Below are 11,746 nucleotides of genomic sequence, written 5' to 3'. Positions count from 1 at the left end.
TCACGATCGGAGGACGGGCAACTTCTCCCGGGGTCCCTACGCCGCCGCCCGCTCCTGCGTCGGACGGCGCCGCAGCCCGGCGTGCTCGATCGCGGGCGGGGCGTAGGACACGTCGCCCGGGTCGACGTCGGTGCCCGGCGGCACGATCTCGTCGATGCGGTCGAGCACCTCGTCGTCGAGCGTCACCCCGGCGCCCGCGAGCAGGTCGTCGAGGTGCTCCATGGTCCGCGGCCCGATGATCGCGCTGGTGACGCCCGGGTGGGCCACGGCGAACGCCATGGCCAGGTGGACCATCGACAGGCCCGCCTTCTCGGCCAGCGGGACCAGCTGCTCCACGACGTCGAGCTTGCGCTCGTTCGTGAGGCGGCCCGGCGCGAACGACATGCGCGGCGAGTCGGTCTCCTGCCCCTTGCGGTAGCGCCCGGTCAGCAGCCCCATCGCGAGCGGGCTCCACACCAGCGTGCCCATGCCGTAGCGCTCACAGGCCGGCAGCACCTCGCGCTCGATGCCCCGGTTGACGATGCAGTACGGCGGCTGCTCGGTGCGGAACCGCTCGAACCCGCGGCGCTCGGCGACCCACTGCGCCTCCACGATCTCCGACGCGGGGAACGTCGACGACCCGATCGCGCGCACCTTGCCGCTGCGCACGAGGTCGGTGAGCGCGGAGAGGGTCTCCTCGACGTCGGTGTCCGGCGACGGGCGGTGGATCTGGTAGAGGTCGACGTGGTCGGTCTGCAGCCGGCGCAGCGAGTTCTCGACCTCGGCGATGATCCAGCGCCGCGAGTTCCCCTGCCGGTTCGGGTCGTCGCCCATGCCGCCGTGGACCTTCGTGGCCAGGACGACGTCGTCGCGCCGGCCCTTCAACGCCTTCCCGACGATCTCCTCCGACTCGCCCCGGGAGTAGACGTCCGCGGTGTCGACGAAGTTCACCCCCGCGTCGAGGGCGCGGTGGATGATCCGGATCGAGTCGTCGTGGTCCGGGTTGCCCATCGCGCCGAACATCATCGCGCCCAGGCAGTACGGGCTGACCTTGATGCCGGTCCGGCCCAGCGTGCGGTACTTCATGTGCCTCCTTCGTCGGCATGTGAGCACTGTCCGTGGTTCCGGCCACGGAGCTCACCTGGCACGGCCACCTACGGCTTGAGGACGACCTTCGAGTAACCGTCCTCGCGGGCGTCGAAGCGCGCGTAGGCGTCCGGCGCCTCGTCGAGCGGGACCTCCTTGGACACCACGAACGACGGCGTCGCGCGGCCCGCGACGATCAGGTCGCGCAGCTGCGCGTTGTAGGCCTTGGCGTCGGCTTGGCCCGTGCCCATCTTCTGGCCCTTCTCGAAGAAGCGGCCCACGTTGAACAGCAGTCGCCCGTTCGCGGCGTTCTCGTCCGGCGCGCCGGGGTCCTGCGGCAGGTACAGCCCGACGATGCCGAGCCGGCCGGTGTGGCGCACCGCGTCGACCAGCTGGTTCAGCACGACGGCGGGCTGCTCCTCGCCGTCGTTCGCCGTGGCCTGGTAGCCGACCGCGTCGACACCCTTGTCGGCCCCGAGCCCGTCGGTCGCGTCGACGACCTGCTCCACCGGGTCGTTCGCGGAGAAGTCGACCGGGATCGCCCCGATGTCCTCGGCGAGCTGCAGCCGGGAGGCCACCTTGTCCACGACGAAGACCTTCGACGCGCCCTTGATCACCGCCGAGTAGGCGGCCATCAGCCCGACGGGGCCGGCGCCGAACACGACGATCGACTCACCCGGGTTCAGGTCGGCCAGCACGGTCGCGTGGTAGCCGGTGGGGAAGATGTCGGCGAGCATCGCGAAGTCGTTCTCGTGCTCGTCACCGGGCGGGAGGACGAGGGCGTTGAAGTCGGCGAACGGCACGCGCAGGTACTCGGCCTGCCCGCCGGTGTAGGGCCCCATCCCGACGTAGCCGTACGCGCCGCCGGCGTAGGGCGGGTTCACCGTCAGGCAGAACGCCGTCTTGCCCGCCAGGCAGTTCCGGCAGAATCCGCAGGCGACGTTGAACGGCAGCGAGACCCGGTCGCCGGGGCGCACCCGCGTGACGCCGGAGCCGACCTCCTCGACGACGCCCATGTTCTCGTGCCCGAACACGATGCCGGTCTCGGCGACCGTCCGACCCTCGTACATGTGCAGGTCGGAGCCGCAGATCGCGGTCGTCGTGATGCGGATCAGGGCGTCGGTGGGCGCCTCCAGCCGGGGGTCGTCGACCTGCTCGACGGCCACCTCGTTCGTCCCCTTGTAGACCACGGCTCGCATGACGCTCCCTCCGCAGGCGGGATGCACGGATGCGCATCCGACCCGCGGGGGCTCCCCCGGTGCGTGTGGATCTCAACCCTGCGCGGGGACGTTCTCCCGGCGCCGGGTGCGCTCGGCCAGGGCCGCGAACACGGCGGCGACGAGGCCCGCGACCAGGAACGACGTCAGCGACGCCGAGAGCCACGACGGCGGGGTGAACCCGATCGCGTCCCGCAGGGCCGACCAGGCGTCCGACCAGCCGGGCGCCCCGCCGGGGTTGATCAGCTGGTAGACGGCGAGCCCGACCACCCACGCCACGACCATGAGCGGGCGCGACGGGGCCCAGCGCGACAGGTCGAGCCGGCCCCGGTTCACCAGGGCCTCCCCCACGCCGACACCGAGCAGCGGCACGAAGACCGAGCCGATCACCGCGAGGAACACGGCGTAGTCGTCGATGGTGACGACGAGGCCGAGCACCGTGATCAGCAGGCCGATGGCCACGCAGAGCACCCGCCGGTCGGCGCGGGGCACGAGGTTCTGGGCCGACACGGCGGTGGAGTAGACGTTGGCGAAGGACTGGTCGGTCTCGCGCAGCGTCAGGATCAGCAGGGCGACGACGCCGAGCGGCGCGGCGAGCATCGGGGCGAACACCGCGTTCCCGTCCCCGGCCACCAGGGACAGTGCGGCGAGCCCGACGACGAAGCACAGGATCTGGGTGATGCCGTAGCCCACCGTGGCCGCGGTGAACGCCGTCGACACCCGCTTCGAGTGCCGGGAGTAGTCCGAGGCGACCGGGATCCAGGACACGGCCACCGCGATCGCCGCGTCCGTGCCCGCCCAGAAGCCCGACCACGAGCCGCTCTGCCCCAGGTCGGCGGCGGCGGGCCGGGTGAACAGCCACCAGGCGAGGTAGGCGACCGAGATCGCCACGAGGATCGTCACGACCCGGCGCAGCAGGCGCAGCATGCCGAGCGGGCGCAGCGTCAGCAGGGTCGTCACGACCCCCGCCCCGACGACCCACGCCCAGGTCGGACCGCCGAGGGCGAGCGTGCCCGCCTGCGCGATGACGACGAGCTCGAAGGTGCCCCAGCCGATGAGCTGGACGACGTTGAGCACCGACGGGATCCAGGACAGGACGCCGCCGAACAGTCCTCGCAGCACGACCATCGCGGGCGCCCCGCTGCGCGCGCCCGGGATCGCCGAGAGGCCGACCATGGCGCTGCCGATCACCGTCCCGACCACCGTGGCGACCACGGCGGCCGCCACCGTCAGGGGCGGGGCGCCCGCCGGCTGGAGCACCGCGAGCACCCCGGCGAAGCCGAGCAGGCTCACGCCGAGGTTGGCCCAGAAGGCGCCCTGGTCGAGGAACCCCAGGGACCGCGGGACGGGTCCGTCGAGGGTGGGGGCCACCTCGTCGTGGGTGGGCGTGGACGTGCTCATGGGGCCTCCGTTTCCCTGCGCCGGCATGACCCGGATCAGGTTCGAACGGTCGGGACCGCCAGGTCCCCTCTCAGTCCGTCGCTCGGACTCCCGTGGAACGCACTCGCGCCCCGCCGCCGACGGTAGATCGTCGGACGACGGGGCGCGAGGGGTGGGACGGGACGGTGCTCAGCCCGCCACGTTGATGCAGGTCTTCTTCTGGTTGATGCAGTCCGCCCCGGCCTGGTTCTGGGCGTCGGTGGCCATGTTCTCGTAGTCGGAGTGGTCGGTCGCCGGGTCGTGCTGGTTGTCCGGGAACGAGTCGATCGCGAACGCCCGGCCGGCCGGCTGGTCGTAGGTCAGGGTGATGCGCAGGGCCGGCACGGCCTTGAAGCCGTCCCCGCACCGCCCGTTCGCGTCCGGGTAGGCCATGTGCGACCGGAGGTCCTTGGACTCCAGGTTCTGGCCGTCCCAGCAGCTCGGGTAGTCGAGCAGGCGCACGAGGTTCGACCCGCTCGGGCAGATCGGGTACTTGTCGGTGACCCGGTCGGTGAAGCCGGTGCAGGTGTACTTGGCGTTGGCGTTCTTGCCGTCCTGCGCCTTGGCCTTGGCGTTGCCCATGATCATCATGAGGTGCTGCGGGAGCGCCTCGACCTGCTGGTCGCCGTGCCCGCGGAAGGTGAGCTGCGCCGAGGTCGGGGTCAGCTTGCGGCCGACGTTGCCGTCCAGGCTGCCGCCGTCCTGGCCGACGTCGTCGCCGGTGCCGTTGAGGTCACGCAGGACCGGCCAGAAGAAGGTGCTCTTGTCACCGTTCTTGCAGGACGTACCGGCCGCCTGCAGCGAGTCGTCGTTCGAGTTCGCGTTGGTCGACGTGTTGCCCACGTAGTCGTGGACGTGCTGGGCGCCGTTCCGCTTGCCCGGCGCGGCCATGTAGTTGTCCGAGTTGTTGTGGTCGCTGACCCCGCAGTCCACGGAGTAGCTGCCCTCGGAGAAGGACCCGCCGTCGCCGATGTTGCCGTTGCGGCTCACCGACCGGATGTCGACGTACTCGTCGGCCCCGGCGGCCGCGATCTTGTCGCGGCCGGCGAACTCGACCTTCTTCTCGCCCTTGGCCTGCTTGTCCGCGTCGTCCTTCTTCTGGTCGCCGGTCTTCTTGGCCTCGTCGGGAGACTTGTCGGCGCCGCCGTCGTCGTTGCCGTCGCCGTCGTTCCCGGTGCCCTTGCCCTCGGAGCGGCCGGAGTCACCGGACCCGTCGTCGGAGTCCTCCGACCCCTTCGACCCGTCCTCCGAGTCCTTGGAGTCGGAGTCTCCGGAGTCACCGGAGTCGGACGACTCGGACGACTCGTCGGAGTCCTTCGAGTCGCCGTCGGACTTCCCGCCGGTCAGGGCGGACAGGATGCTGCTGCCGCCCCCGGAGTCGCCGCCCTTGTCCTCGGCCAGCGCGTTGCCGCCGAGGACGACGGCGGTACCGCCGACGAGCAGGGCGGCGACGGCGGCGAGGAGCCGGAGCGGGAGCCGGGTGCGATGTCGTCCACGTCGGGGCATGGGCGAACGACCTCCAGACGTTCTTCGGTCCCGGACCTGGGGAGCGGTCCGGGTCGCGGCGGCGGCGTCCGGTCGGCCGGGGCTCGGGGTGTCGGTCGGGGGAGCCCGGACGTCGCCGCTGCGGGGGGAGCGGGGCCGAACGTTAGGAGCGCGCGCCGTCACCGGACCGTGATCTGAGAGTGAAGGTCCCGGGATGCCGTCGACCGCACGGCGAGACGCGACGAAAAGCAGATCCACTGCTCCGCTCGGCGGAACGGCTGCGACGGACGCCGGTTCTCGCTCTCAGGGAACCGCCCGTCGCACACACCACATCGCCGTTCGGCGCTGGCTCGTTGCCCCCGCGCCGAACACACGGCAGCCTGGTCCGCGATGCAACCCAATCGTTATGCGGACGCGGAGCGGGGCCGCGTGCTGTGTGTGGCTCCTCCCCACCGCACAACGAGCGTGCTCGTCGGTGCGTTGCGGTCGAACGGCTTCGAACCCCAACTCCTGCGGGAGAGCTGGAGCGTCGGGGCCGCGGCCCGGGCCGGCGGCGCCCGTGCGGTCGTCCTGGACGTGGAGATGAGCGGCCTGCGGCCGGTGGAGGTCCTCGCCGACCTGCACCGCGAGAGCCCCCGCACCCCGGTCATCGCGCTGACCTCGCCCGAGGCGCGCGATCGCACGGTGTCCACGCTGCGCGCGAGCCACGACGACTACCTGGTCACGCCCTTCCCGATGGAGGAGCTGCTCGCCCGGCTGCGCCTGCGCCTCGGCGACGACCGGCCGACCGCGCAGCTCTACCTGCGCCGCGGCGAGGTCATGGTCGACACCGCGCTCGAGCAGGTGTTCGTCGAGAACAAGCCGGTGAGCCTGTCGCGCACCGAGTACGCGGTGGTCGACGCGCTGATCCGGCACCCGCGCGGGCAGGCGATGTCGCAGGACGAGCTGGTCACCCGCGTCTGGGGTGGCCCGCCGACCTCGAACATCGTCGAGGTCTACATCGGCTACCTGCGCCGCAAGCTCGGTGCCGAGCGCATCCGCACCATCCGCGGCCGCGGGTACGTGCTCGAGGGCTGATCCCGCCCCGGCCCTCCCCCTGAACGAGCGAACGGCACCCTCGCGCACATAGATGCTGCGAGAGTGCCGTTCGTTCGTGACGGGGTGGTCGCGGACGGATCAGTGGCTTCGGCCGACCGGATCAGTCGGTCAGCGACGCCAGGGCGACCTGGCGGGCGCGGCGCTGGGCGTGCGCGACGGCGACGGCCTGGGCGCGCGCGGCGGCGGCGTCGGCCTTCGCGGCGCGACGGGCCCGCCAGCCCCGCGGCTCCGGCACGACGACGGGGGCCGGGGCGGCCTCGGGGGCCTGGCGCGGGGCGGGGATCACCGGGAACGGCGTCGACCGCAGCGCGGCGTCCGACGGCACCCGCGGGGCGGGGACGGCGGCGAGCTCGACGAGCGCGGCGGCGGTGTGGTGACGGCCCATGGTGTTCTCCCCCGAGAAGCGCGGGCCCGAACGCCCGCTGATGCCGGAGATATCGCCGCGGCCACGGAACTGTTTCACCGCCGCCACACGACCACCCGGACGGGTGGCCGCTACATCGACCGGACGAACGCGACCTGGCGTTCGACCGAGGTCGCGAAGGGCTCCCCGAGGTAGATGTCGAAGTGTCCGCAGTCGATCTCCACCGTCTCGACCGGGCCCCCGGCGGTCGCCGCGACCTTCCGGACGGCGGCCGGCGGGGCGATCGAGTCCGAGGCGGCGACGACGAGCAGCATCGGGCAGCGCACCTCGGGCGCCGCGGTCACCGGCCGGTTGAACGGGATCGTCAGGATGTCCCGCGCCGGCATGTCGTTGACGAACGACGGGCCCACGATCGAGCCGTAGCCGCTCTCGGCGTCCGGCGAGGTGATCGCCGCGACGGCACCGGGCGGGCCGTAGATCGCGACCCGGTGCTCGGGCCGGCCCAGCGCGTGGCCGACGGCGTCGGCGATCGCGTGCGCCGAGACCTTGAGCAGCTGCCAGGGGCCGCCGTAGCGCAGGATCTCGACGAGTGCGCCGAGCCCGTCCATCGCCGCGCCCTGGGAGATCACGCCCGCGATGCGCCGGTCGGCCGCCGCCACCGCGACGACGTGCCCGCCCGAGTACGACGACCCCCACAGCACGATCCGCTCCGGGTCCACCCCGTCGATCAGCCGCGCCCGGGCCACCGCCGCGTGGTAGTCGCGGCGGTGCGCCCGGTGGTCGACGTGCCGCCGGGTCGGGCCCTCGGAGTCGGCGAAGCCGCGGTAGTCGACGAGCAGGACGTCCGCGCCCGCCGCTGTGAAGGCCTCGGCGAAGGGACGCAGACCCGAGTCGCGCGTGGCGCCGAAGCCGTGGGCCATGACGACGCACGGTCGTCCGCCCGGGCCGGCGAGCGACTCGTCCTCCGCGCGCAGGTACGTGGTGCCCAGGCGCAGTCCGTCGGACTCGACCGTGATCTCTGTCTCCACGGCCGGGGAGACTAGGGCTGCTCGGCCGTCACGCCCAACCCGGTCGGACACGAGACCCCGGTCCCGGTCATCGAGCAGTAGCCGTTCGGGATCCGGTGCAGGTACTGCTGGTGGTAGTCCTCGGCGTAGTAGAACGCGCCGAGCGGGGCGATCTCGGTGGTGATCTCGCCCCGGCCCGCGGCGGTCAGCGCCTGCTGGAAGAACTCGCGCGTCGACTCGGCGATGGCCCGCTGCGCGTCGTCGGCGTAGTAGATCGCGGAGCGGTAGGTGGTGCCCACGTCGTTGCCCTGACGCATGCGCTGCGTGGGGTCGTGCTCCTCCCAGAACAGCCGGCAGAGCTGCTCGTAGGTGATCACGGCGGGGTCGAACACGACGAGCACCACCTCGGCGTGACCGGTGCGGTTGGTGCAGGTCTCCTCGTAGGTCGGGTTCGGCGTGTAGCCGCCGGAGTAGCCGACGGCCGTGACCCACACGCCCGGCTGCTGCCAGAACAGCCGCTCGGCGCCCCAGAAGCAGCCCATGCCGAACACCGCGGTCTGCAGCCCCTCGGGGAACGGCGGCTTCAGCGGCCGGCCGGTGACCAGGCTGCGCTCGAGGGTGGGCAGCGGCGCCCGACGCCCGGGCAGGGCGTCGGCGGGGTCGACCATCTCGCGCTTGTCACGACCGAACCAGCTCATGGGCGCGAGGCTACGCGGATCAGGTGCCGAACAGGCCCGTCTCGAAGGGGCCGCCCGCGGGCTCGCCGACCCGCAGGAACCACTCGGCGCCGAAGGCGGCGGCGAAGGCCTCGTCGGGCAGGGCGAGGAAGAACGAGTCGGGCGCGATCTGGCTCGCGTGCGCCCGCATGGCGTCGCGCTTGGCCGCGAGCCACGGGGTCACGTCGACGCGCGTGGTCAGCTCGGACTCCGGGGTGCCCATCGCCTCCATCTCGCGCTCGTCGGGCCCCTCGCCGTCGCCCATGCCCATCTGGGCGGCCATCGCCATGAGCCGGCGCATCTCGTCGCGGTTCATGGTCGCCTGGTAGACGCGTGGCGTGCCCGCGAGCTCCGCGGCGCGCAGGCCGACGTGGTGCACCTGGATGTGGTCGGGGTGCCCGTAGCCGCCGTGGTCGTCGTAGTGGGTCAGGACCTCGGCGTCCTCCTCGCGCAGGATCGCCGCGAGCTTCTGCGCGGCCTCCTCGACGTCCGCGGCGGCGAAGGCACCCTCGGCGGTGTTCGTCTCGGTCCCGACCATCCCGGAGTCGACGTAGCCCAGGAACTCCGTCCGGGCCGCGCCGAGGATGCGCGCGGACTCCAGCGTCTCGGCGTGCCGGCGGTGTCCCAGTGTCTCGCCGGGCTCCAGGACGTCCTGCACGATCTCGCCGTGCTCGCCCCCGGTCGCGATGACCAGGACCACGCGGTGCCCCGCGTCGGCGGCGGCGCGCATGACGCCACCGCACGAGATGCACTCGTCGTCGGGATGGGCGTGGAAGGTCACCAGCGTCGCCACGAGGGCGGAGCGTAGGTCAGCCCAGCGTGAACGACAGCACCAGGATCAGGATCACGACGACCACCACGGCCACGGTGCCCAGCGTCGACGTCAGGTCGCGCCGCTTCCCGTAGAACACGTCCGAGCCGGCGATCCCCGACGACGGGTCCGGCCGGTCGGCCGGGCGGTCCACCCACGGCGGCGTGGTCCAGGCGGCCGGGACCGGGGCCGACGGTCGACGGCCCGCCAGGTGTCCGGGCACCACCTGCGTGCGTTCGGGCGGCGCGGACGACGGCGGCCGGGACGGCGGCGGCGCGAACGACGGGGGCCGGAACGTCGAGGGCGGCACGACCTGCGTGTGCTCGCCGTCGTCCGGCACCACCTGGGTGACCTCCGCGTCCGGGGTCGCCGGTGCGGGGCCCCACCGGAAGGGCGGCGGGAACGGGTCGGGCGACGGGGTCTGCGGGGGCGGTGCGGGTGCCGGGGCCGGTGCGGGCGCCGGAGCGGCCGCTGACCGGAGGGCACCCTCGGTCGGACGGGCGAGCCGTGGGTGCCCCTCGCCGGGAGCCGACGCGGGCGGCGCGACCGGCAGCGGGTCCGGGACCACCGGCAACGGGTCCACGGCCGCGGGCGACGGGTCCGGCGTCGGCGCACCCTCCGACCGGACGTCATCCTCGGCCGGATCAGCAGGCCGTGGGCGCCCCTCGTCAGACACCGGCTCGGCCGGCACCACCGGCAGCGGGTCCGGCTCGGGCGGCACCAGCGGCAGCGGGTCCACGGCAGGCTCGACGGGCTCGACGGGCTCGGCGGGCGACTCGGCAACCGTGACGTTCGTCGCACTCGCGGCGGCCCGGGCCTGCGCCTCCTGCTCGCGGCGCCGCGCGACCAGCTCGTCGCGCCGACGCCGGTAGGAGGTCGCGTCCACGCGCCCCGCGGCGAGGTCGGCGTCGAGCCGCTGCAGCTCCTCGCTGGCGTCCACTGCCCGGCCACCCTCCCCGAGATCCGCCGACGCGCGCACGGTATCCGACGAAAACCCCGGTCGGCGCCGCCGTGATCGTCGGGGGCACGATCGCGCAGCTCCCGACCGAACGGCGCGAGATCACCACCACACGCGGCCGAACGATCGGGCCGTCGGCGACGAAGGTGCTGCCGACGGAAGTCCCGTCGCCCGTTGACACCCCAGCGTCGAGAGGACCACCGCCGTGTCGTCCACCGTGCCCGTGCCCGACCGGACCCCGCTGCGCGCCGAGCGCGTCGTGCCGCGCCCCGCGGAGGGCCTCTGGCCGGGGCTGCAGGACCCCGGTGAGAACCGGCTGCGGATGGTCATCGCCCGCTCGCTCCTGCGCGCGGCCGTGCGCCGCATGCCGATGCGGCTCAACTGGCCCGACGGGTCGAGCGAGGGTGCGGGCGACGCGACGAGCCCCGCGATGCGCGTCATCCGGCCGGAGGCGTTCTTCACCCGGCTCGGCACCGAGGGGCTCATCGGTCTCGGCGAGGGCTGGATGGTCGGCGACTGGGACTCCGACGACCTCGTCGGCGTCATGCGGTGCTTCACCGAGCACATCGAGTCGCTGGTCCCGAAGCCGGTCCGCAACCTGCGCCGGCTCTACGACCGCGGGCAGCCGCGGGAGGAGCGCGCCGCCGACGCCGCGGTCTCCCAGGAGAACGTGCACCGGCACTACGACCTGTCGAACGACCTGTTCCAGCTGTTCCTCGACGAGTCGATGATGTACTCCGCCGCCTGGTTCGACGGGTCCGTGGGCCCCGACGGGCAGCACGTCGAGTCGCTCACCGCGGCCCAGCACCGCAAGGTCGACGGCATCCTCGACCTCGCCGGAGTCCGCGACGGGTCCCGCGTCATCGAGATCGGCACCGGTTGGGGCGAGGCCGCCATCCGCGCCGCGCAACGGGGCGCCCGCGTCACCACGCTGACGCTCTCGGTCGAGCAGGCCGAGCTGGCCCGCGCCCGCGCCGAGGCGGCGGGCGTCTCGGACCGGATCACGATCGACATCCGCGACTACCGCGACGCCCGCGGCGAGTACGACGCGGCCATCTCGATCGAGATGATCGAGGCGGTCGGCGAGCGCTACTGGCCGGAGTACTTCCGCACGATCGACCGGCTGCTCGCCCCCGGCGGCCGCTTCGGTCTGCAGGCCATCACCATGCCGCACCACCGGCTCCAGGCGACGAAGTCGTCGTACACCTGGATCCACAAGTACATCTTCCCGGGCGGGATCATCCCCAGCGTCGAGGCGATCGAGCAGACCCTCGCCCGCCACACCTCGCTGCACGTCGACGACCGGCGCTCGATCGGCCTCGACTACGCCGAGACGCTGCACCGCTGGCGGGACACCTTCCTCGAGCGCGAGCAGCAGGTGCGGGGCCTGGGCTTCGACGAGACGTTCGTGCGGATGTGGGACTTCTACCTCGCGTACTGCGAGGCCGGCTTCGCGTCGAGCTACCTCGACGACTGGCAGTTCGGCATCACGCGTAACTCCTGACATCGGAGCGAGCACGCCGATAGGGGGTGCGGCTCCGGTCGGGTGTGACCCCGACCCGTAACGGTCAGCCCTGACCGTCGAGGGGATAGCCTCCGCCCGAGC

11 protein-coding genes and 1 riboswitch are annotated in these 11,746 nt (G+C 72.9%); of the genes, 2 read left to right on the top strand and 9 right to left on the bottom strand.

Features of this window, described 5'->3' with window-relative positions:
- Positions 1 to 36 precede the first annotated feature (36 nt).
- The 4 genes from ACQPYX_RS00570 to ACQPYX_RS00555 form a co-directional block, all read right to left on the bottom strand.
- Positions 37 to 1,065 (bottom strand): aldo/keto reductase, encoded by a 1,029-nt coding sequence (locus ACQPYX_RS00570; RefSeq protein ID WP_433800973.1) that lies wholly within the window; start codon positions 1,063 to 1,065, stop codon positions 37 to 39.
- Positions 1,066 to 1,133: 68 nt separating this feature from the next.
- A complete protein-coding gene (locus tag ACQPYX_RS00565) occupies positions 1,134 to 2,264 on the bottom strand; it encodes a glutathione-independent formaldehyde dehydrogenase (protein ID WP_433800972.1) in 1,131 nt (376 codons plus the stop codon).
- Between the two features lie 72 nt (positions 2,265 to 2,336).
- Positions 2,337 to 3,683, bottom strand: a complete 1,347-nt coding sequence (locus ACQPYX_RS00560) for a purine-cytosine permease family protein (protein WP_433800971.1) — start codon at positions 3,681 to 3,683, stop codon at positions 2,337 to 2,339.
- A riboswitch (TPP riboswitch) is annotated at positions 3,681 to 3,787 on the bottom strand. Its footprint overlaps the gene before it by 3 nt.
- A 64-nt stretch (positions 3,788 to 3,851) precedes the next feature.
- The gene (locus tag ACQPYX_RS00555) at positions 3,852 to 5,207 is read right to left on the bottom strand and encodes a DUF1996 domain-containing protein (protein WP_433800970.1); all 1,356 of its coding nucleotides are present in this window, start codon (positions 5,205 to 5,207) and stop codon (positions 3,852 to 3,854) included.
- A 444-nt stretch (positions 5,208 to 5,651) separates the two neighbouring features.
- Here ACQPYX_RS00555 and ACQPYX_RS00550 point away from each other — a divergent pair, with 444 nt between their 5' ends.
- Positions 5,652 to 6,263, top strand: coding sequence for a response regulator transcription factor (locus ACQPYX_RS00550; protein ID WP_018331665.1), 612 nt, complete (start codon positions 5,652 to 5,654; stop codon positions 6,261 to 6,263).
- A gap of 121 nt (positions 6,264 to 6,384) precedes the next feature.
- Here the strand turns inward: ACQPYX_RS00550 and ACQPYX_RS00545 are convergent, their stop codons facing one another.
- From ACQPYX_RS00545 to ACQPYX_RS00525, 5 genes are all read right to left on the bottom strand, one after another.
- Positions 6,385 to 6,669 (bottom strand): hypothetical protein, encoded by a 285-nt coding sequence (locus ACQPYX_RS00545; RefSeq protein WP_433800969.1) that lies wholly within the window; start codon positions 6,667 to 6,669, stop codon positions 6,385 to 6,387.
- A 110-nt stretch (positions 6,670 to 6,779) separates the two neighbouring features.
- Positions 6,780 to 7,676, bottom strand: coding sequence for an alpha/beta hydrolase (locus tag ACQPYX_RS00540; RefSeq protein WP_433800968.1), 897 nt, complete (start codon positions 7,674 to 7,676; stop codon positions 6,780 to 6,782).
- An 11-nt stretch (positions 7,677 to 7,687) separates the two neighbouring features.
- The gene (gene msrA, locus ACQPYX_RS00535; RefSeq protein ID WP_433800967.1) at positions 7,688 to 8,353 is read right to left on the bottom strand and encodes a peptide-methionine (S)-S-oxide reductase MsrA; all 666 of its coding nucleotides are present in this window, start codon (positions 8,351 to 8,353) and stop codon (positions 7,688 to 7,690) included.
- A 19-nt stretch (positions 8,354 to 8,372) separates the two neighbouring features.
- Complete coding sequence (locus ACQPYX_RS00530; RefSeq protein WP_433800966.1) at positions 8,373 to 9,164, bottom strand: PIG-L family deacetylase; 792 nt, start codon at positions 9,162 to 9,164, stop codon at positions 8,373 to 8,375.
- Positions 9,165 to 9,180: 16 nt separating this feature from the next.
- Positions 9,181 to 10,122 carry a hypothetical protein gene (locus tag ACQPYX_RS00525; RefSeq protein ID WP_433800965.1) on the bottom strand — a complete coding sequence of 314 codons (942 nt, stop codon included), beginning with the start codon at positions 10,120 to 10,122 and terminating at the stop codon, positions 9,181 to 9,183.
- Positions 10,123 to 10,345: 223 nt separating this feature from the next.
- On the opposite strand from ACQPYX_RS00525, the gene ACQPYX_RS00520 reads away from it, so the two are divergent.
- Positions 10,346 to 11,644, top strand: a complete 1,299-nt coding sequence (locus ACQPYX_RS00520; RefSeq protein WP_433800964.1) for a class I SAM-dependent methyltransferase — start codon at positions 10,346 to 10,348, stop codon at positions 11,642 to 11,644.
- Positions 11,645 to 11,746: the final 102 nt, after the last annotated feature.

Origin of the sequence: Actinomycetospora sp. CA-084318 (genome assembly GCF_050955885.1) — a bacterium.
Taxonomy (GTDB): Bacteria; Actinomycetota; Actinomycetes; order Mycobacteriales; family Pseudonocardiaceae; genus Actinomycetospora.
This window is presented reverse-complemented; position numbering and strand designations above follow the sequence as displayed.